We start from the raw sequence: 19,345 nt of genomic DNA, 5'->3' as shown, positions 1-19,345 counted from the left end.
GTATTATGATGTGCCAAGGCTTGAATCTCCCGAGTTTTACAGTGTTTGTTCGCACTTCCATTGTACCAACTTGTTGAGATTCAAGCCTTTTTTATGTCTGATTTATGGGACAGCAGTGACCGGGTTTAGTGAATATCGGCCCATCCCCCCTTAATGGGGGAGAGCCGGGTTTTGTGCAAGATGGCCCGCCCGAGAGGATTCGAACCTCTGACCTCTGCCTCCGGAGGGCAGCGCTCTATCCAGCTGAGCTACGGGCGGGGGATGACCTTTTTTGAGGACCGGCATCATACCCCTATGCACCGATGCCGTCTACCCGTCAGCGAGGGCCGGGGAGCGGGCGTGGCGGGGCGCGACGCGCTGCCCTGAGAACTGCTACAGTCCATAGCACAGCAATGAGTGCCCCCCAAAGCGCGACTGTCGACATGTGCCTGTCCCGGCCAGGCGGTTGAGCGGTCCCGGTGGCACAGCAGAAGGCAATCTGGAGGTAATTTGAATGATCAAACTGACCGTGAACGGTGTCTCGCAGCAATTTGATGGGGATGCCTCAATGCCCCTCCTCTGGTATTTGCGCGATGTGTTGCAGTTGACCGGCACCAAGTACGGCTGCGGCATGGCCCAGTGCGGGGCCTGCACGATTCATGTCGACGGCAGGGCCCAGCGCTCCTGTGTGCTGCCGCTCTCGGAAATGGATGGCGCCACCATTACCACCATTGAGGGCTTGCACCCCGAGGGCGAGCATCCCCTGCAGCAGGCCTGGATGGAGAACCGGGTGCCGCAGTGTGGCTACTGCCAGGCCGGGCAGATCATGCAGGCCGCCAGTCTGCTGGATGAGAACCCCTCGCCGGGGGACCAGGAGATTATCGACGCCATGGCGGGCAATCTTTGCCGCTGCGGTACCTACCCCCGCATCCACCAGGCGATCAAGTCAGTGGCCCAAAAAGTGGCTGCGGTCCAGCGGTTCACGCCTGTTGGCGCCGGCAACGGAGGTGAGGCATGAGTCGCTATTTCGATATGGGCCGTCGCCGTTTCCTGCAAAAGAGCGCTACAGCAACGGCGTCGCTGGTTATCGGCACCTGCTTTGTGGGCGCGCCTGCAAGAGCCTCCGCCGGGGTCCTCGACCAGCCGTCCGGCGGCGCCCGGGAGGCTAACCTGTTCGTGGCCCTGCGTGCCAATGGCGACGTGGAGGTTACCTGTCATCGCTCCGAGATGGGCCAGCAGATACGCACCGCGGTGGCCCAGATCGTCGCCGATGAGATGGAGGCCTCCTGGGATCGGGTGCACGTGATCCAGGCCCCCGGTGACCCGCGCTACGGTGACCAGAATACCGATGGCTCGCGCAGTATCCGCTACAACATGCAGCGGCTGCGGGAGATGGGGGCCAGCGTGCGCTACATGTTCGAGCACGCCGCCGCGCGGCGCTGGAATGTGGCGGCCTCCACCTGCCGGGCGGAACAGCACAAGGTCATCCACAGCTCCGGCAAGACCCTGGATTTTGCCGAGCTGATCGACGGCGCGCTGGCGGTGACACCGCCGGAAAAGAGTCAGTTGCCGCTCAAAAGCCGCGAGGATTGGCGCTATATCAACCGGGATATGGCCCATATCGACCTGCGCGATATCGTCACCGGAAAGGCCCATTACGCCGCCGACGTGCGCGTGCCGAAGGCAAAAGTGGCGGTGATCAGGCGTCCTCCGGTGGTGGGCGGCACGGTGAAAAAGCTGGATGACAAGGCGGCAAGAGCGGTTGCGGGGGTCATTGATGTGATCCAGATACCGCCCCCAGAGGGGGCGACCGAATTCAAGCCCAAGGGCGGGGTGGCGGTTATCGCCGAGACTACCTGGGCGGCGATGCAGGCGGGCAAGAAGCTCGAGATCGAGTGGGACGACGGTCCCAACGGCAGCTACAATTCGGCAGCCTTCAAGCAATCCCTGTTGGACACGGTCCGGCAGCCGCAGGCACATGTTCGCAAGATCGGCGATGCCAATGCGGTATTGGCAAAGGCGGATAACACCCACAGCGCCGACTACTACATGCCCCACCTGAGCCAGTCACCGATTGAGCCCCCCTGTGCCACGGCGATGTACCACCAGGATCATGTTGAAGTGTGGGCCGCAACCCAGAATCCCCAGGCGGACATGCAGACGGTCGGGGCCATGGTCGGCATGGATAAATCCCGAATAAAGGTCCATGTCACCCTGCTGGGGGGCGCCTTTGGCCGCAAGTCAAAGCCCGATTTTTCCGCCGAGGCGGCCTACCTGTCGAAGCAGAGCGGGCACCCGATCCGGGTGCAATGGACGCGTGAGGACGACATCCAGCACGGCTTCTACCACGCCGCCTCCGCCCAGCATCTGGCGGCGGCCCTGGATGATAAGGGCCAGATTGATGCCTTTCTCCATCGCACCGCATTCACACCGATCGCCTCATTGTTTGAGCAGAACGCGGATACGCCGGACAGTTTCGAGCTGGACCTGGGCTTCACCGACACGCCTGTCTATACGCCGAACCTCACGCTCGAGCGGGGTGAGGCTGAGGCCATGGCGCGTATCGGCTGGATGCGCTCGGTGTCCAATAACTTCCACGCCTTCGCGGTGCAGTCATTTATCGCAGAACTGGCGGATGCTGCCGGCAGGGACCAGAAAGACTTCCTGCTGCAGGCCATCGGCCCGGCTCGCATCATCGACCTGGGCGAGCAGGAGGCCGTTTATGGCAACTACGGTGGCGATGAGGCGGTCTACCCGCTGGATGTGGGCCGCCTGCGCACGGTGATCGAGAAAGTCGCGGAAATCAGTGGCTGGGGCCGCAGTGTGGGCAAGGGGCGGGGCCTGGGGATTGCCGCCCATCGCAGTTTTCTCACCTATGTCGCTACCGTGGTCGAGGTCGCGGTGTCCGGGGAGGGCGAACTGGACATCATCAAGTCCTGGGTGGCGATTGACGCCGGCACGGTCGTCAATCCCGACACCGTCAGGAACCAGACCGAGGGCGGCTCCATTTTCGGTATCAGCAATGCCATCAGCGGGGGCATTACCTTTGACCAGGGCCGGGTCCAGCAGAGCAATTACCACGACTACAGGGTGGCGCGAATGAGTGAGGTGCCGCTGGATATCGAGGCGGCCATTATTGCCAGCGATGCACCTCCCGCCGGTGTCGGGGAGCCCGCAACACCGGTGTATGCCCCGGCACTGTGCAATGCCATTTTTGCCGCCTGCGGCAAGCGTATTCGGCACCTGCCCATTGGTGATCAGCTCAAAGGCTGACGAGACTTGCATTTCGTCGTCCCGCGCCGGCTACCGCTTGCGCGGGAATGGCTGATGGGCCCCATAGCCAGCATTTCCATTAAAATTATTAATAGAACTATAAATACGTAAGTGGCCGTTTTCTGCAATTTTAAGGGAATATAGGCGCTTTTTTGGCTGACTGGCGGCAAATGCCCTGTCTGCCTCTGGCCATAATGCTTAGTACACTATATAGTTCCGGGCATGACTATCTACCGCAGAGCTGTGCGCGCGCCGAGCATTATGCATCTCCCTGACCCGGTTTCCGCCGGCGGTCGGCGCCCCTGAGTCTGGTTCCCAGCCTCTCACTCGATCAACGCACAGTCTCAATCACACGCTAACCGGAGACCCCTATGGAAAAGAATAGTGACAAGGGCTACATCGCGATACTCGGCTGGAGCCTTGGCGCGATCGAAGCCGCCGAGAATTTCGACCGCCGCTATGTCGTCGTTGCCCCGGCCTGGGCGGAAGACTACGCCCGCGAAAACGGCATTCCCTTCATCCCCTGGAATTTCGAGCGCCTGAACGAGCGCTCGATGGAAATTGCCGAGACCCTGCAGGAACGCGGGGTGGACATCTCGGTGCCACTGTTTGAGGAAACGGTGGAGTGGGCCGGGGCGATCAACTCCGTCCTGCAGAAAAACCCGCGCCTGCACGGCCAGGCCGTGCTGTTCCGTGACAAGTCGCTGATGAAGCGACGCGCCCAGCTGGGGGGGATCCGGGTCGGCATTTTCGAGGAAGCCCACGACCGGGCGGACATCGTGCGCTTTCTCAAGCGCGTCAACCAGACCCTGCTCAAGCTTGAGGGCGACACCAACGACCCGATACACCTGAAAGCCTTCGACAAGGCGGGCTGCCTCGGTCACCGGGTGGTGCGCAATGCCGAGGATGTCGACTCGATCGCCGACGAGGAGTTTCCCATCCTCATGGAGAGCCACCTGGACGGCTGGGAATTCGCCGTCGAGGCCTGGGTGCACGATGGCAAGATCGCCTTCCTGAACATTTCCGAGTACGTCACCCTCGGCTACTCGGTATTCGTTCCGGCGACCCAGGAGCTGGAAAAATGGCGTCCGCGGATCACCGAGGAGGTGGAGAAGCTGATCGAAACCTTCGACATCCAGTTCGGTCAAATCCACCCCGAGTACTTCGTCACCAACGATGGCACGCTGTATTTCGGCGAGGTGGCCTACCGGCCGCCGGGCTTCAAGTGCTTCGAGCTTATTGAGCGCGCCTATGGCTTTAACGCCTACCAGGCGTCCATGTTAGTATTCGATCCGAAGGCGACCGCGGAAGAAGTCAGCGAGTTTTTCCCGGAGCCGGTAACCGGCGCAACGGGGTGCGCAGGCTGCTTCGGGGTGTATCCGCGCCAGCGCGTGGTAAGCGAATTGCAGGTGCCACCGGAGACCCAGCAGCACCCGTACTTCGAGTACCATGAGCTGCCCTCGCCGCTGGAAACCAAGGTCACCAAGCGTACCGCCTTCGGCACGCACTGGGGCCTGGTGTTCTTCTGCGGCGAAAAGCCGGAGGAAATGCGGGACCTGCTCAAAGCGCAGGAGGCCCTCGACTTTTACGTGTAATCGACCGCAGGCAGGCAACAGGACCGTGGAATCAGTATGAACAGCGCGGATATCGCCAGCGCGGCTCCCTGCGCGGAAGTTGAGGCATTCGAGTCGGCGCTGCTGCGCCTGGAGCGGGCGCCGGGTTTCGCCAAGGCCAGCCACGTCAATCGCGCGCTCTACGCCGCGAAACGGCTGTTGCAACAACCGGGGGGCGTGGCGCAGGTAGCCGCCCGTGCCCACCGCTTTGATGCCGCCGGTGTCTTTGTCGGCACCGACTGGGCCGCTCCCGATCGCCTGCAGTCCAAACTGGTGCCGGTGACAATCAAGTCCGCCGCCGAGCTGACGGTTGTTCTCGAATTCCTGAGCCAGCTGCGCCTGCTGGCCTGCGCGCGACAGCAGTGCTTCATCCCTGGAATGAGCGCCGAACTGGCCGAGCACTTTCTCAAGGACGTGCTGGCACTGTGCCTCGAGTACCTCATGGGCCAGCAGACCGAGGAGGCGCGCGCCGCCCGGGAACGTTACCAACTGGCGAGCAACGTGCTCCGCTTCATTGCCGACGAGCTGGGCTACGAGGACCTCATGGCCCAGCTCGTCGACGAGATCTGGCGCCTGTTGCGCCAGCGCCCGGTGCAGGTAGACGGAGCCCGGGAAATGATCACCCGCCTGGCAACGTACTGCTTCCCGTCCGGCGAGCGGGCGGTAGCAGTCCCGGCTGGCGCGGAGAGCCTGATCAGCGCCCTGTTCGGCCCGACCCCCGCGTGTCGCGAGGATCCGGGTCTCGCCGTTTACGAGGAACGTCTCGCGACCATGCACGCCCAGCATCTCGGCGAGGAGGCCAGTGCCGCTGCCCGCTCGATGTGGGATACCGGCCTGGTCTCGGTGTATCACGCGGCGCTGGTCCGCTACCTCGCCCGCCAGCAACCGGACCTTGTCTCGCAGGCCCTGGGGCTGTCAGCGACTGGCCTGGACAGCCTGCTGTCGTATCGCGACCTGGTCTATGCCCTGATCGAGGCGGCAGTGTTTCCGGCAACCAGCCAGAGCGTGTTCGGCCTCGCCTCGACCCTGGAGCGGGCGGTATTGCACCAGCCGGGCGTGGCCCCCTCGCTGTGGCGACAGTTACAGTTGCCCCTGTCGGCGCCTGCGCGCCAGCGCATCCAGCTGGCCTACGGCGAGGCCGTCGCCGCGGAGGCCTACCTCACCGCGGGCGTGCTCTCGGTGCTCGGCCTGCCGCTGGGCATCGGCCAGGGCGATAACCCCACCTGCCAGGCCGCGCGCGCGCTGTCCCTGTGGTCCTGCTCGGACCCCGACTATCTGCTGCAATTGCTGGCCTGGGCGGCTCGCGACGACAACATCCAGATGAAATTCCACGGCCGCGAAATTGACTCCGGCGGCCTGCCCGCGGGCGGTGCCGGCAGCGTCGGGCTGGACCTCGATCCGGTGTCACTGGTGCTGGCACCGCACCTGGACCGGGTCTACGCGGAAATGTCGCGGCTGGCGCAGGGGCAGGGGGAGGACCCCCACGAATACGTCAATCCGGAGTTCCACGGTTGGCGGGTCGGCAAGGGCTTTGCCCTCGCGGTCGATGTGGCGACCGGTCTGTTGCAGTCCCACGAGGAGTTCGTGCGCCTGTTCTACGCCTGTTTCCATCCCGGCTGCAACGGCGGTGTCCCGGTGCTGCATCCGCAGCTCGTCGGTATCGCCGCGACCGACTCTCTCGCCCGTTTCATCGGCTGGCACGCCATCACGGTGATGCGGGTGGCGCTGGACCAGCTGGGAGAGATGCGCGTGTATTTTTACAACCCCAACAACGACAAGGGCCAGGACTGGGGCAACGATGTGGTTGTCTCCACCGAGGGCCACGGCGAGTTCTATGGCGAGTCCTCACTGCCCTTTGCGCACTTCGTCTCGCGCGTGTACCTGTTTCACTACGACTCGGCCGAAGTGGGCGACACCCGTCAGGCGCCCGCAGACGAGGTGGCGGCGGTCGCCGCAATGGCACAGGGGAGTTGGGCCCGGGAGCGCTGCTAGCGTTAACTACAGCCGGGCGGTGACCACCGCGTGGTCAGGAAAGTGTTTCGTACGCGTGTTGGCATCGTCGCCGGGGCCGGTGTCTAGCACCGCCCCCGGCGGGATCCGGCTGTCAGAAGTGGTAGCGCAGGCCAACGTTCCAGATGTCGGTATCGGCGTCATTGGCGCTGGAATAACCGCCGTCAACCGAGAACATGGGGGTGATGAAGTAGCGGGCGCCCACGCTGATGGCGGTGTCGTCCTCGTCTTCGACGTCGGCGTAGCCGAGGAATATGTTGGCCTCAAACTGGGGAGTGATCAGCCAGCGTACGCCGGCGTCGGCGCCCCAGCCATTGCCGTCCTCGGAGGCGCAGAAGGGGCCCACGCAGGCCTCAACATCGGCGCGCAGCCAGGATGCACCAATCACCAGATCGGCGGTGGGGGTAATGGGGGCGTGAAAACCCAATCCCAGTGAGTACTGGTCTGCCTCGGCGTTGATGTCGTCTGCTTCCAGCCGGGAGTAGCTGCCGTCGATGAAGAAGGAGTCACTGATGGCAATGCTGGCATCGAGTGCATAGCCGTCGGCATCCAGGTTGGCCAGATCGCCGTCGAGATAGCTTACGCCGACGTTGGAGTAGGACAGGTCGGAGGCCTGTGCAGCCAGTGACAGTGAGGCCAGGCCCAGTGCGAGCGCGAGTTTTTTCATGATTCTTTCCCTTGAATTCCATTTGTTGAGCCCGGTCTTGCGGAACCGGACAGGGAAAGTATGAAGCCCCCCCGGGTGAATTCCCACGGGTCAGCCTGTTAAATAGTGCCGGGGAAAGCGCTTCACTATGGGCCCGGCACCGGGGCGCGTTAGAGTTTGCGGCCCTGCTTGTTCACCGCGTTGAGCTGGTGGCCGTCCGGGGCCTCCCGGGGTGACGGGATCCACAGCGACAGGCAACTGCGCTTTTCGATGCAGGGGTCGGTGAGGGTCCTGAGGAACGCCACCATCTGGTCGATTTCGACCTCGGTGAAGTCGATCAGGGGGATGCCGTTGGCCACTTCATTGTCTTTCAGGGTTTTGGCGACCGCTTTTGCGGTGTTGCTCTCGGCCTGGGTGTACAGGCCGGCACAGTTGTTCATGTCCTTGAACTGGTCCAGGTTGCACCAGCCGCCGCTGGCAAAGTACTCATCCACCCGTTCATCCAGCAGATCGTAGTGGGCCACCACCCGCCTCAGGCTGCCGTAGGCGCCGGCATGGCCCCAGGGGCCGGTATTGGCCACATTCAGCAGGCTGGGTACCCGGAACCGGTAGTCCTGGGTGTCGCTGCTGTAGAGGTTGCCGCGGCCGCGGTCATCGCCGCTGGCGCCGCCCTTGTCCCCGCGGCCGGGCCCGATCTGGGGAAAGCCGCTGGCCTGGAAATCCTCGTTGGTGAAGCGGTCGCCACTGTGGCAGTCGCTACAGGCAGCGGTGGCATTGATGCCGATAATCGGCTTCTGCTGGAAGAATACCAGTGCGCCCCGCTTGGCCTGGTTGCTGATCGCCTCGTAGTCGCCCTCCAGGAAGGCCTTCCAGGGGGTGTCGACGAAGACCTGGGAACGCTGGTAGGCCGCCAGGGCGAGAGCAATATTGTCGTAGGTGACCAGCTTCTCGGCGGATTGCTTGCTGTTGAAGGCGGTGCGGAATTCGGCCAGCCAGCGGTTATTCTCGATTTCACCCGCGCCGGGCCCGTAATCACCGATGCGCTGGGCGATGCGGGTGCGTATGGCTTCAGTCTCAGCGCCCAGCAGGAAGTCGTGTCCGCGCATTTCCTCCTCGGCCACCACCGGGAACCGCGACTGGGCGGCAATCAGGTCATCGCCCGCCAGCGGGTCGGATTTCCAGGGTGCCTCCGAGTCCGGGGTGGAGATGCCGGAGCTGAGTTGCGACACGCGGCCATCCCAGAACAGCGCTTCCTGGTATACCCAGGCGTTGAAGGTGGAGGGGGAGTTGCGCGGCACCGTGGGCCTGCCGCCCCGGCGCTCGCGGCCCGGTCCCAGCAGGTTTGGCTTGCGGGCTTCCACGCCCACCGGCAGGGAGAGCTTGTCGCCGCCCGCCAGGGTCGGGTGGTGGCAGCTGGCACAGGCGACATCGAAGTCGGCGCTCAGGCTTTTGGAGAAAAACAGCTTCTTGCCCAGTTGCGCCAGCGGATGGCGAATGGAAAACTCATCGCCGCGGCGCGGGTCGCCGTCCAGTTCATCGGCGGACACGGCGCGGAAAACCTGCAGGTCCAGGCCCTCGGGCTCTGGGGTGTTGTCGCGGACAAACACGGCAATGGTGGCCGCGACTTCCAGGCCATCGGGATTTTCCGCGTGGGCCTTGTCGATGCCGCTCTTCGGCACGTCGAATTCGCAGTAGTCCCCCACTGAGTCCTCGGCACAGGGCAGGCCTTCCCAGTGGGAGAATTTCCAGCCGGGCTCGGGAATGGCCTCGTAGGAGACCAGGTAGCGCTCGCCCTTCACATTGTTCTCGGTGCAGCGGATGTCGCCGGCCTGGAATTCCTCCCAGCTGCAGCCGCGCTCGCCGTAGATCCGCTCGACAATGCTGCCCTGGCCCTTGATCTCGAGGGGGTGTTTGCAGGCGAACAAACCCATTACCAGGCACAAGGCCAGTATTACCCTGGGCATCAACGACTCCTCAACACCCCGGTCGGGGCAGTTTGCTGGTTGTTTTAACTTCAAGTTTAGCCACGGCTGGCGAGAGCGCAATAGCAGTCGCTAACGGGCCCCGGGCGCGCTGGTGTATGCTGTCGCAGGGTGGCTGCGTCGGCAGGTGGCCGGAGCTCTCCTAATTCATGGTGGTTTGCCTATCTGAACCACCCGTGCAGGCAAACTGACTCTGCTGGCGTAGTCTTAGGGAGACTAGCGCTGCGCTGTGGTCTCGCGCATTCGCCAGCGTGGTGCCAGTAACTGACAATAATTACAAGTAACAAGGTGGACTCAATATGCGTAAGCCTATGCAACAGCTGCACTCTGTTCTGCTCTCCGGTGCCTGCCTGGCGGCAACGGCCACGGCGGCCTCGCTGGCCAGCCCCGGCCTGGCTGCCCAGGTGCTGGAAGAAGTCATTGTCACCGCGCGCAAACGCACCGAGGCGATGCAGGATGTGCCGGTCTCGGTCACGGCCTTCAGCGGCAACCAGTTGCGCAACGCCGGGGTCACCAACCTCAAGGAACTGGGCCTGCAAACGCCGGGCCTGCAGATCGACCAGACCAGCGCCGCCCAGATCTGGATTCGGGGCATCGGCCAGCGCGATGACGGCTCGCGGGTGGACGCACCGGTGGGGGTGTATATCGACGGCCTGTATATTCCGCGCAAGGACGGCCAGCTACTGGACCTGCTGGACGTACAGAGCGTGCAGGTCTTGCGCGGTCCCCAGGGCACCCTGTTCGGCAAGAACACCACGGCGGGGGCGATTGTGCTGACCACCAACGGCCCGGAGACGGAGTTCGGCGGCTTTGTCGACTCCCGGCTGGGCAACTACGACCGCCAGGACCTCAAGGCCACGGTGAACGTGCCGCTGGTGGGCGACACCCTGCTGTCCAAGCTGACCCTGGGTTCGATCACCCGCGACGGTTACCAGAAAAATGTCACCACCGGCCAGCGCTCGGCCTCGGAGGACCGCAAGTCCGCCGCCCTGCAGCTGCGCTGGCTGCCGGCCGACAACTTCAGCCTGGACGCGCTGGCCTACTACGGCGACACCGACGAGGTGCAGCCGGCCACCAACTGCCGCTTCATGGTGGCCAGCAGTTACCAGGGCGAGGATTCGCTGTTCGGCAACCGGATTTTCCCCGGCGATGTCATCCCGGTGGACGCCTACAACAACGATGCCACCCCGGTGCGCGAGGGCTTTATCGCCCAGAGCAAGGTGTTCGGGGACGCCTGCAACCGCTCCCGGTCGCTGAACGACGATTACCGCACCAGCTCGGAGCACCGGATCAACTTCAAGCTGGACAACCTGCTGCTGGGCCTGACCCTGGAATGGGAGATCAGCGACGCCCTCAGCCTGAAGAGCATTACTGGCTACGGCGACCAGGAGAAGTCCGCCAACTCCGGTAACCCCGACAACGACGTGACCGGGGAAGTGATTTCCTCCCGCTACCGCGCCGGCAATACCGCTAGTGAGCGCAAGCATGTCAGCCAGGAATTGCAGCTCAACGGCACCGCCTTTGATGATCGCTTTACCTACACCGCCGGCCTGTTCGCGATGCAGGAGGATATCGACGATGGCACCGACACCTCCTCCAGTTCGCCCTCCGGCTCCATCCTGTTCGTGCCCAACCCGATCATGCTGTTCAACGACCCCTCCGCCGAGCGCCAGACCTACGAGCTGGAAAACACCACCTTCGCGGCCTTCTTCCAGGGCAGTTACGACCTCACCGACAACCTGGAACTGACCGCGGGTATCCGCTGGACCAGTGAAAAGCGCGAGCAGACCGTGGACCTGGAATTCCTCGATGTCGACGCCTACCGCGACATCGCCTTCGGCGCCATTGCCGGCGTGCCCGGCATCCTCCCCCTGCAGGACCTGGGTATCGGCATTATCACCGACCTCGATGCGCTGATGGCGGCGGATGTGTTTTCGCTGATCGCCGACCAGCTGCCCCGGGACGCCAACGGCCAGTTCGTCTACGACCTGGTGTCGGCACAGCAGCTGGTGCCGGATATCGAGGACGACGCCGAGGAAACCTGGACCAGGGCCACGCCCATGGCCAGCCTGGCCTACCAGCTGCCGGACAGTCTGCTGGCGGATTCCGGTCTCGATTCGGCCATGATCTATTTCAGCTATGGCGAGGGCTTCAAGTCCGGCACCTTCGAGCCTATCGGCGTGGACGGCCAGGCCACGGTGGAGCCGGAGGTGGTGGCCAACTATGAGCTGGGCTTCAAACTCGACCTGCTGGCGGCGCGGATGCGCATCAACGGCGCCGTGTTCCGCACCAACTTCGACGACATGCAGCTGCGCCAGGTATTGCTGGACAGCGGTGGCACCCCGCGGGTGGTGCTGAACAACGCCTCGAAAACCCGGATTATCGGCGGCGAGCTGGAGTGGTCCTGGGCGGCGACCGATAGGCTGCTGTTGCTCGCCACCGCCAGTTACAACGACTACAAGTACCTGGACTTCGAGGAAACCCAGTTCAGCTCGCGGGCCCTGTTTGCCCAGCAGCCGCTGCCGGTGGTGGACCGCAGTGACGAGCCCTTCGCCGAGGTGCCGGAGCTAACCTACACCCTGGGTATCCAGTACACCGTGGACAGCGCCTGGGGCACCTTCATACCGCGGGCCGATTACAGCTATGTGGACGAGATATTCATGGGCCTGGACGCCGGCGCCGGGCAGAACCGGGACCAGTCCACCTTCGATGATTTCGGGCTGTTGAACCTGCGCCTGGGCTGGCGGAGCCCGCAGAGCCGCTTCGAGGGCGCGCTGTATGTCACTAACGCCACCGACGAGTTTTACTACCTGGGCGCGGCGGCGGTGGCGGATTCCACTGGCGCCTTCCAGACCACCTCGGCACCGCCGCGCATGTACGGCCTGGAGTTCCGCTACAATTTTTTCTAGCGCGCCACCCGCTCGATGTCGGCGCCCAGGCCGGCCAGCTTTTCTTCCAGGTGCTCGTAGCCGCGGTCCAGGTGGTAAATGCGGCTGATCTCGGTTTCACCGGCGGCCACCAGGCCGGCCAGCACCAGGCAGGCGCTGGCCCGCAGGTCGGTGGCCATCACCGGGGCGGCGCCCAGCGTGTTGCGTTTGCCGCGCACCACCGCCACCTGGGTCATGGGCGTGATATCGGCCCCCAGGCGCACCAGTTCCTGCACGTGCATGAAGCGGTTCTCGAAAATGTGTTCGGTGACCACCGCGGTGCCCCCGGCCTGGGTCATCAGGGCCATGAACTGGGCCTGCAGGTCGGTGGGAAAACCGGGGTAGGGCGCGGTGGCGATATCCACGCTGCGCCAGTTGTCGGTGGCCTGCACGGTCAACGAGGTTTCGCCGAGGTCGATGCGGAAGCCGGCATCGCGCATTTTTTCCACCAGTGACTGCAGGTGTTCCGGCACGCAGTCGGTCACGGTCACGGTGCCGCCGGTAATCGCGCCGGCAAGCAGCAGGGTGCCCGCCTCGATGCGGTCGGGTACCACCCGGTGACTGGCCGGGGTCAGCTCGTCCACCCCCTCCACGGTAATCACGCTGGTGCCGGCGCCGGTGATGCGCGCGCCCATGGCGATCAGGTAATTGGCCAGGTCCACCACCTCGGGTTCCTTGGCCGCGTTTTCGATCACGGTGGTGCCGCGGGCGAGGCTGGCCGCCATCAGCGCGTTCTCGGTGCCGCCCACGGTCACTTTCTCGAACAGGATGCGGTCGCCCACCAGGCGCTGGGCGCGGGCGATCACGTAACCGCCCTCGCTGGAGATATCCGCGCCCAGGCGGCGCATGGTTTCTATGTGCAGGTCGATGGGCCGGGAGCCGATCGCGCAGCCGCCGGGCAGGCTCACCCTGGCCTCGAGGTAGCGGGCCAGCAGCGGGCCCAGGCAGAGAATGCCGGCGCGCATCTTGCGCACCATCTCGTAGTCGGCCACATGGGCCCCGGGTGAACTGACGTTTACCACCAGGGTATCGCCCTCCCGGTGGCTTTGGGCGCCCAGGGAGGCCAGCAGGGTCTGGGTGGACTCGATGTCACGCAGGTAGGGCACGTTGTCGAAACGGTGTTCCCCGTCCGCCAGCAGCGAGGCGAACAGGATGGGCAGGGCGGCGTTTTTGGAACCGCTGGTGCTGACGGTGCCGTTGAGTCGGTGGCCGCCGCGAACGATGATGGAATCCAAGTGTAGCTCCGGTGTTGGCGCCGGCGCGGGGCCGGTGGTTGTGGCGAGAGGGGATGAAAAGGGCGCTAGGGTAGCAGGTCATCCGGGCGGGATAAACTACCCGCAGACCTCGTGCGAAGGTTCCACTGCCATGCTGCAGCGGGTATGGTTGCCGCAGCAGCGAGTACAGCCCCTGATGGAAGTCCCGATGAACAGCAGCCAGCCCCCCAGCCTGAGACAGTGCATTGCCCTCAAGCTGATGCCCGATATCCGCTTTTACGACAGCGGCGCCGGCCCGGCCCCGGTGCTGGAACTGCCGCCGGCACTGGCCAGCGCTTTGCGGACGCTCAGTCCCGGCGGGCTTATCCTGTTCCGGGAAAATCTGGCTTCGGTGGCGCAAATCCGCCGCCTGACGGCCCAGCTGCGCGACTGCCTGGGGCCCCGGGCGCTGATCGGCGTCGACCAGGAGGGCGGTCGGGTGACCCGTCTGCCGCGAGCGCAGTGCACCAGCTTCAGCGGCAACATGGCGCTGGCCGCCTGCCCCGACGCCGAACAGCTGGCGCGCCAGGTGGGCGCCGCCCAGGCGGCGGAGCTGCGGGCGCTGGGGATCAACCTCAATTTTGTGCCCGCCCTGGACGTCAACAGCAATCCCCATAACCCGGTGATCGGCGCCCGCTCCTTCGGTGATGACCCGGAGCGGGTGGCTGTCCTGGGCGCGGCGCTGCTCGAAGGGCTGCAGGGCGGCGGCGTGGCCGGCTCGCTGAAACACTTTCCCGGCCACGGCGATACCAGCCAGGACAGCCACACCGACCTGCCCTCGGTCAGCCGCGGGGCGGAGCAGGCGTTGGCGATTGACCTGGCACCCTTCGCCCGGGTCATTGGCCAGTCGGCCCCGGCCATGGTGATGACGGCCCATATCCAGTACCCGGCCCTGGATGCCAGCACCATCCCCGGTACCGATGTGGTGCTGCCGGCCACCCTGTCGCGGGCGATACTCACCGGGCTGTTGCGGGAACAGCTGGGCTACCGCGGCGTCATCATCACCGACGCCCTGGACATGCGCGCCATCAGCGCCAGGTTGACCCCGGCCGCGGCGGTTGTCGCCTGCTTCCGGGCGGGGGTGGATATCGCCCTCATGCCCCTGTTGCTGCGCTCGACCGCCAGCTTCGAGGCTTATGAAGCGATTATCGCGGCAGTCACCGCCGCGGTGGCCAGCGGCGAGCTTGACGAGGATGAACTGCGTGCCTCCGCCGCCCGGGTGCAGGCGCTGCAGGCGCAATTCCCCGGCGCCGCCGACGACGGTGCGGCGGCGCAGATTGGTTGCGAGCAGCACCTGGCCCTGGAGCGGCGCATCGCTGCGTCCAGCCTGACCCTGGTGGCGGGCAAGTTGCCGGCGCTGGCCGCCGATGCCGCGGTGCACCTGCTGATGCCGGATGGCGCCAGCGCCGACGCCCTGCGCAGGGCCCTGCTGGCGCAGCAGTCGTCGCTGCGGGTCAGTTGCCAGGGGCTGGACAATTTCGATGTCAGTCGCGAGCGGCAGTGCCTGCAGCAGGCGGACCTGTACCTGGTGGGCGTCAGCGAGCCGGCCAACAGCGCGGTGGTCGCCGGCGGCGCCGAGGACCTGGCCCGGCTGCCGGACCGGAAACCCGCCACCGTGCAACGGGCGATGCTGGCCGCCGCTGCCGGTGTTCCCCGGGTGGCGATTATGCTCAACTCCCCCTATGCCGTGTCCCGCTTCGAGGGCGTCGCGGAGGCGATCCTGGCCAGCTACGATGGCGCCCCCGAGGGCGTCGGCGGCCGGCCGGGGCCGGCCTACCAGGCGCTGGCAGCGCTGCTGTGCGGTCTTGCAGCGGCTCGCGGCACCTTGCCGGTCAGGCTGCCAGCCGCGGCGGGGCCCTGAGTGCGGGCATAAAAAAACCCGGCCGGGGCCGGGTTGCTTGCTGCGCTATTGCCGTTTTCGGGATCGGGCTCAGGGAGGCGGGAAACTGCCCAGCACCCGGGCCGCGGCCTCGTTGATTTCTCCCACCTCGTCTTCATCGCGCTTACCCTTGAGCTTGGACTGGGTCACGCTGCGCCACACGCTCTTTTTCAGCGCGGGGTCGATCATGTCGATAATGAAGGTGCCCTCGGTGTAATTGCTGACCCGGACGTCGGTATTGGTGCAGCTCCAGCAGCTGTACATGCTGTAGCGGTTGTAGCCGCCGTAGTGGCCGTAGCCGACCCCGTAGCTGGGCGTCTGGTAGGTGCGAACGTCAGTCTTGTGCTGGGTGCCCAGGTGCCAGCTGAGCAGCAGGTCGGCGTGCTCCGGGTCATCGACCACGGTCAGGCCGCGCTTTTGCAGTTCCTGCGCCAGGGCATTATCAATGCGGTCTTTCTGGAAATCGCTCAGGGTCATGGGGTCGTCGCCGGTAACCTCACCGGAGTGCTTGTAGAAGCCTATTTTATTGACGCCGCTGAAGTCGTAATCGTGCTTGAAGTCCACGGTGGGGGTGGGAGCGCTGGCGCAGGCGCCCAGCAAGAGGACGGTGGCGAGCAGACCCAGGGTCGTGGTCAGGCGCTTCAGGATAGGGTTCATCGGAATCTCCAGTGTTGAGTCAGGGGCGTAGTGTACGCCAGTTTTTCGACCGGCGGCAGCATCAGGGGTTCCCCTCGCAGCTGGCCAGCAACTGCTGCAAGGCGGTCACGTGCTGCCGGGGCCGCTGGGCGAGGCTTGCCATGGCCTCATCGCGGGTTTGCCGCCACTGGCGGTAGGCCGGGGGCAGGGTAGTGCCCAGCAGTGCCTCCAGGTCCGTCACCGGCGGCAGCAGCTGGTGATAGCGGCGGCCCAGGGCGGCGGCCCGGGTCTGGATGCCGTCAATAAAAAAGCGGCTGATCACATTGGGCAGGATGTCGGCCGCCTGCGGCCGCCGCTTGGGAGGGCACAGCGGGCCCCGCTGCAGTCGCTGCGCCACCGCGGCGTCGGCCTGCGCAAGCCACTGGCCCTGGTGGGCCAGGGCCTGCCACAGCTGGCCGCCGTCGCCCCGGGCCACGGTGCTGAGCTGTAATTCCAGTTCCAGGTTGTCGGCCCTGTAGTCGCCGGCCAGCCAGCGCCGGGCAGCTGCGTTGATGGCTTCCAGCGCGGTAATCACCGCGCTGGAGGTGTTTTGCGGGTACTGCGGCTGCAGGCTGCCAGGGCGCCACAGCGTCGCGTATTCCGCCGAGCCCAGGGTGGCGTTGAACACGATCGCTGGCAGCTGTTGCTGCTTGAGGGCCAGCGCGCTGGCCAGGGTGGCCGCCAGCGCCTGCTCGCCCCCGGCTTCCAGCATGGCGATGCAGTCCGGCGCCAGGCGCAGGTACTCCAGCGCCAGCAGCAGTCTCTGGGAGTCCCGGGCCAGCCGGCCCAGGCTGCTGTTGATCTTGCCAATGGTGGTCTGCAGGGCGCAGCCGCGCAGGTCGAGAAAGTCCAGCGTGCCCAGGCTGTCGCTGGTAATGGCGATGCGCAGCTGTCCCGGGCGCTCAAGGCGCGGCAGGGCGGGGCTGGCGGCGGGCGCGGCGGTGGTCACGTCCAGGGTCCGGCCCAGTCGCTGCAGGTACTGCTCAAAGGGGGCGTCAACGCTGTCGCTGGTGCAGCCGGCCAGCAGCGGCAGCAGCATCAGCAGGATGGGAAATCGCGCAGTCATCCTCTGCTTATACACAAGTCACGGGGCAAAGGGTTCATCATCTGCCTGCGGCGCTGCTGGTCAGAAGTAGAACGCAAGCTGGGCAAACAGCGACGGGCCGCTGGCCAGCTGCAGGTCATCCACCCCGGTGTCGAGGCCGCCGAATTCGGTGCCGCTGGCGCCAAAGGGGATGTTGCCCGCCACTAACAGCTGCCAGTCCTGGGCCAGGTCGTATTGCGCCACCAGCTGCACCAGGCCGGAACTGTCGCCGAGATTGTAGAACAGGTTGGGGGTGGCCATGAACAGGGGGCTGAGCTCGATGCTGACGCCGCCGGCGAGGTAGTGCCGGCCGATAGTGAACAGCTCGCCCCGCGCCAGGCGCGCCACCAGGTCCTGCTGCTGCGGCAGCTGCCGGTAGTCATCCTGGCGCAGGCCCATGCCGTTGAAGAAGTACTCCACCACGCCGCTCATGTTCCTGCCGAAACCGATCCAGGAGTAGCTCAGGTTGATGACTGCGGCAGCGTAGGTATCCAGCTCGGTGTCGGTGAGCAGGACATCGCCGCGGAGGATGGCGCCGCGCATGATGGCGCCGCCCAGGTCGGTCAGCCCGCCGACGCTGACGATGTTGTCCCGGTAGTGGCGGGCGGCCACCAGGTCCAGTTCGCCGGCGCCGACAAAAGCGTGGTACTTGAGGGTCTGGGTGTTGACGTCACTGCCGGTATTGCCGTCTGCATCGCGGCGCCACACCGCCACCAGCTCGATATCGTTGCCGTTGTCCTGCAGGTACTGGCCGTAGAGCATGTCGTCGCCGCTCTTGTATTCCTTGTCGACGGCGGCGGGGTCGAAAGGGTTGAAGAAGTCCACCGGATTGTACATCAGGCCGTTGCCCCAGCTGATCGCCTGGCGGCCAATGCGCAGGACCGCCTGGTCGCCGGTGTAGCCGGCGTGCAGCCGGTCCAGGCGCTGCACCAGGCTGTAGTCGTCACCGTCAGAGATGGTGTCGGTGAGGTCCAGCAGGCGACGGTCGTCAGAGAGCTCGCCGGCGGGGGCGAACAGGGTTCCCTGCAGGGCCCGGTTGAGTTCCAGGCTGTCGCCACTGCGGGCAATCAGCTGGTAGTCCGCCTGCCAGCTGAAGCGCTCCCTGGCGCCGTCGACCAGCAGCCGCAGGTCGCCGTTGACATCGTGGCCGGGGGTGCCGATCAGCTCGCGCAGCAGGCTGTCGTCGGGGTAGCTGCCTGCCTGGTACTGGGCCTTGGCGTGGCCGCTGCGGAACTGCAGCAGCTCCGCGCTGGCGGCGCTGCAGGCGGCCAGCAACAGGGCGCCGCACAGCCGCTTCATGGCGTCGCCGCCAGGGGCTCCCCGGGAATGCCCGATTGCTGTTCATCGCGGATGATCCGGCCGTCCTCCATGCGAATCAGCCGCGGGCAGTAGGCCATGACCCGGGTGTCGTGGGTGGCGATAACAAAGGTGATGCCGCGCTCGGCGTTGAGCCGGCGAAACAGTTCGATCAGCTGGGTGGCACTGGCGGAATCCAGGTTGGCGGTGGGCTCGTCGGCGAGCACCAGGGTGGGCTTGCTGACGATGGCCCGGGCCACCGCCACCCGCTGCTGCTGGCCCCCGGAGAGCTGGGACGGCAGGCGGTCCTGGTGGTCGGCCAGCCCGACCTCCTCGAGTATGGCCATGGCCCTTGCCCGGCGCTCGGCGGCGGGCAGGCCCTGGACCTGCATCACGAATTCGATATTCTCGCGGGCGGTCAGCACCGGGATCAGGTTGTAGGCCTGGAACACGAAGCCGATGTTATGCAGGCGCATGTCCGCCAGCGCGCCCTTGCCCAGCTGGTCGACCCGGTGCTCGCCGACCAGGATCTCGCCGCTGTCGGGCTGGTCCAGCCCGCCCATGGCGTTGAGCAGGGTGGTCTTGCCGGAGCCGGAGGGGCCCGAGAGGCAGACAAAGGAACCTTCCGGGATTTCGATACAGACATCGTCCAGGCCGCGAATCACCTGGTCGCCCTGGGTGAAGGTCTTGTTGAGATGGGTGCAGCGTATGGCAGTCATAAACCGGCT

General features: G+C 65.2%; 13 protein-coding genes and 1 tRNA gene. 6 read left to right on the top strand and 8 right to left on the bottom strand.

Features of this window, described 5'->3' with window-relative positions; genetic code table 11:
• Positions 1-181: 181 nt before the first annotated feature.
• Positions 182-258: transfer RNA gene (locus tag DWB85_RS14995), tRNA-Arg, on the bottom strand.
• Between the two features lie 235 nt (positions 259-493).
• On the opposite strand from DWB85_RS14995, the gene DWB85_RS14990 reads away from it, so the two are divergent.
• The 4 genes from DWB85_RS14990 (at position 494) to DWB85_RS14975 (ending at position 6,857) form a co-directional block, all read left to right on the top strand.
• Positions 494-997: a (2Fe-2S)-binding protein gene (locus tag DWB85_RS14990; RefSeq protein ID WP_117956253.1), complete on the top strand. Its 504-nt coding sequence runs from the start codon at positions 494-496 to the stop codon at positions 995-997.
• Positions 994-3,252 (top strand): xanthine dehydrogenase family protein molybdopterin-binding subunit, encoded by a 2,259-nt coding sequence (locus tag DWB85_RS14985; protein ID WP_117956251.1) that lies wholly within the window; start codon positions 994-996, stop codon positions 3,250-3,252. Before DWB85_RS14990 ends, DWB85_RS14985 begins: the two co-directional genes overlap by 4 nt.
• 371 nt (positions 3,253-3,623) lie before the next feature.
• Positions 3,624-4,847: an ATP-grasp domain-containing protein gene (locus DWB85_RS14980; RefSeq protein ID WP_117956248.1), complete on the top strand. Its 1,224-nt coding sequence runs from the start codon at positions 3,624-3,626 to the stop codon at positions 4,845-4,847.
• A gap of 36 nt (positions 4,848-4,883) precedes the next feature.
• Entirely contained in the window at positions 4,884-6,857 is a 1,974-nt protein-coding gene (locus tag DWB85_RS14975; protein WP_117956246.1) for a hypothetical protein, read from the top strand.
• Between the two features lie 112 nt (positions 6,858-6,969).
• Here the strand turns inward: DWB85_RS14975 and DWB85_RS14970 are convergent, their stop codons facing one another.
• On the bottom strand, positions 6,970-7,542 hold the full coding sequence (locus tag DWB85_RS14970) for an outer membrane beta-barrel protein (protein ID WP_117956244.1): 573 nt from the start codon (positions 7,540-7,542) through the stop codon (positions 6,970-6,972).
• Positions 7,543-7,691: 149 nt separating this feature from the next.
• Positions 7,692-9,485 carry a cytochrome-c peroxidase gene (locus DWB85_RS14965; protein WP_117956242.1) on the bottom strand — a complete coding sequence of 598 codons (1,794 nt, stop codon included), beginning with the start codon at positions 9,483-9,485 and terminating at the stop codon, positions 7,692-7,694.
• A 317-nt stretch (positions 9,486-9,802) separates the two neighbouring features.
• Here DWB85_RS14965 and DWB85_RS14960 point away from each other — a divergent pair, with 317 nt between their 5' ends.
• On the top strand, positions 9,803-12,412 hold the full coding sequence (locus DWB85_RS14960) for a TonB-dependent receptor (RefSeq protein WP_117956240.1): 2,610 nt from the start codon (positions 9,803-9,805) through the stop codon (positions 12,410-12,412).
• On the opposite strand, the gene murA is transcribed toward DWB85_RS14960, so the two are convergent.
• Entirely contained in the window at positions 12,409-13,665 is a 1,257-nt protein-coding gene (murA, locus tag DWB85_RS14955; RefSeq protein WP_117956238.1) for a UDP-N-acetylglucosamine 1-carboxyvinyltransferase, read from the bottom strand. The two genes, DWB85_RS14960 and murA, sit on opposite strands and share 4 nt — an antisense overlap.
• Before the next feature lie 130 nt (positions 13,666-13,795).
• On the opposite strand from murA, the gene DWB85_RS14950 reads away from it, so the two are divergent.
• Positions 13,796-15,544 (top strand): glycoside hydrolase family 3 protein, encoded by a 1,749-nt coding sequence (locus tag DWB85_RS14950; RefSeq protein ID WP_162846146.1) that lies wholly within the window; start codon positions 13,796-13,798, stop codon positions 15,542-15,544.
• A gap of 69 nt (positions 15,545-15,613) precedes the next feature.
• On the opposite strand, the gene DWB85_RS14945 is transcribed toward DWB85_RS14950, so the two are convergent.
• From DWB85_RS14945 to DWB85_RS14930, 4 genes are all read right to left on the bottom strand, one after another.
• A complete protein-coding gene (locus DWB85_RS14945; RefSeq protein WP_117956234.1) occupies positions 15,614-16,219 on the bottom strand; it encodes a DUF4136 domain-containing protein in 606 nt (201 codons plus the stop codon).
• A gap of 61 nt (positions 16,220-16,280) precedes the next feature.
• A complete protein-coding gene (locus tag DWB85_RS14940; RefSeq protein WP_239017344.1) occupies positions 16,281-17,303 on the bottom strand; it encodes a DUF3080 family protein in 1,023 nt (340 codons plus the stop codon).
• A 60-nt stretch (positions 17,304-17,363) separates the two neighbouring features.
• Positions 17,364-18,620: a hypothetical protein gene (locus DWB85_RS14935; protein ID WP_117956232.1), complete on the bottom strand. Its 1,257-nt coding sequence runs from the start codon at positions 18,618-18,620 to the stop codon at positions 17,364-17,366.
• Positions 18,617-19,336, bottom strand: a complete 720-nt coding sequence (locus DWB85_RS14930; protein WP_117956230.1) for an ABC transporter ATP-binding protein — start codon at positions 19,334-19,336, stop codon at positions 18,617-18,619. The genes DWB85_RS14935 and DWB85_RS14930 overlap by 4 nt, the downstream gene beginning before the upstream one ends.
• Positions 19,337-19,345 lie beyond the last annotated feature (9 nt).

This window comes from Seongchinamella sediminis (genome assembly GCF_003457605.1).
GTDB lineage: Bacteria > Pseudomonadota > Gammaproteobacteria > Pseudomonadales > Halieaceae > Halioglobus > Halioglobus sediminis.
The sequence above is the reverse complement of the archived record's forward strand: the minus strand, read 5'-3'. Positions and strand labels throughout refer to the sequence as shown.

Coding starts and splice junctions, on each gene's coding strand:
- DWB85_RS14935 (WP_117956232.1), bottom strand. CDS start 18,620: ATGAAGCGGCTGTGCGGCGCCCTGTTGCTGGCCGCCTGCAGCGCCGCC.
- DWB85_RS14940 (WP_239017344.1), bottom strand. CDS start 17,303: ATGACTGCGCGATTTCCCATCCTGCTGATGCTGCTGCCGCTGCTGGCC.
- DWB85_RS14970 (WP_117956244.1), bottom strand. CDS start 7,542: ATGAAAAAACTCGCGCTCGCACTGGGCCTGGCCTCACTGTCACTGGCT.
- DWB85_RS14985 (WP_117956251.1), top strand. CDS start 994: ATGAGTCGCTATTTCGATATGGGCCGTCGCCGTTTCCTGCAAAAGAGC.
- DWB85_RS14980 (WP_117956248.1), top strand. CDS start 3,624: ATGGAAAAGAATAGTGACAAGGGCTACATCGCGATACTCGGCTGGAGC.
- DWB85_RS14960 (WP_117956240.1), top strand. CDS start 9,803: ATGCGTAAGCCTATGCAACAGCTGCACTCTGTTCTGCTCTCCGGTGCC.
- DWB85_RS14990 (WP_117956253.1), top strand. CDS start 494: ATGATCAAACTGACCGTGAACGGTGTCTCGCAGCAATTTGATGGGGAT.
- DWB85_RS14950 (WP_162846146.1), top strand. CDS start 13,796: ATGCTGCAGCGGGTATGGTTGCCGCAGCAGCGAGTACAGCCCCTGATG.
- DWB85_RS14945 (WP_117956234.1), bottom strand. CDS start 16,219: ATGAACCCTATCCTGAAGCGCCTGACCACGACCCTGGGTCTGCTCGCC.
- DWB85_RS14930 (WP_117956230.1), bottom strand. CDS start 19,336: ATGACTGCCATACGCTGCACCCATCTCAACAAGACCTTCACCCAGGGC.
- DWB85_RS14965 (WP_117956242.1), bottom strand. CDS start 9,485: ATGCCCAGGGTAATACTGGCCTTGTGCCTGGTAATGGGTTTGTTCGCC.
- DWB85_RS14975 (WP_117956246.1), top strand. CDS start 4,884: ATGAACAGCGCGGATATCGCCAGCGCGGCTCCCTGCGCGGAAGTTGAG.